Below are 255 nucleotides of genomic sequence, written 5' to 3' on the forward strand. Positions count from 1 at the left end.
ACAGCACGCTCCCTTGCAGGACCTGCAATACGCCTACGACCCGGTGGGCAATGTGCTGAGCATCGAAGACGCCGCACTGCCGGTTCGCCACTTCGCCAATCAGCGGATCGAGCCGCTCAACCGCTATGGTTACGACAGCCTTTACCGCTTGATCGACGCCACAGGGTGGGAGGCCGGAGGCGTCGATCATGGGCCGGCGTCCAGGGTCGGCGCTGACCCCGCCATGCCCGGCAACTATCGCCAGACCTACCGCTA

Annotated in this window: 1 protein-coding gene; it reads left to right on the forward strand. The window is 64.7% G+C overall.

Annotation, left to right across the window (positions count from 1 at the left end; translation table 11 throughout):
- Positions 1-255 (forward strand): hypothetical protein (locus IB249_RS29680; RefSeq protein WP_192309946.1); only part of this gene is annotated, 255 nt, incomplete at both ends.

It is taken from the genome of Pseudomonas sp. PDM04 (assembly GCF_014851765.1).
Classification (GTDB): Bacteria; Pseudomonadota; Gammaproteobacteria; order Pseudomonadales; family Pseudomonadaceae; genus Aquipseudomonas.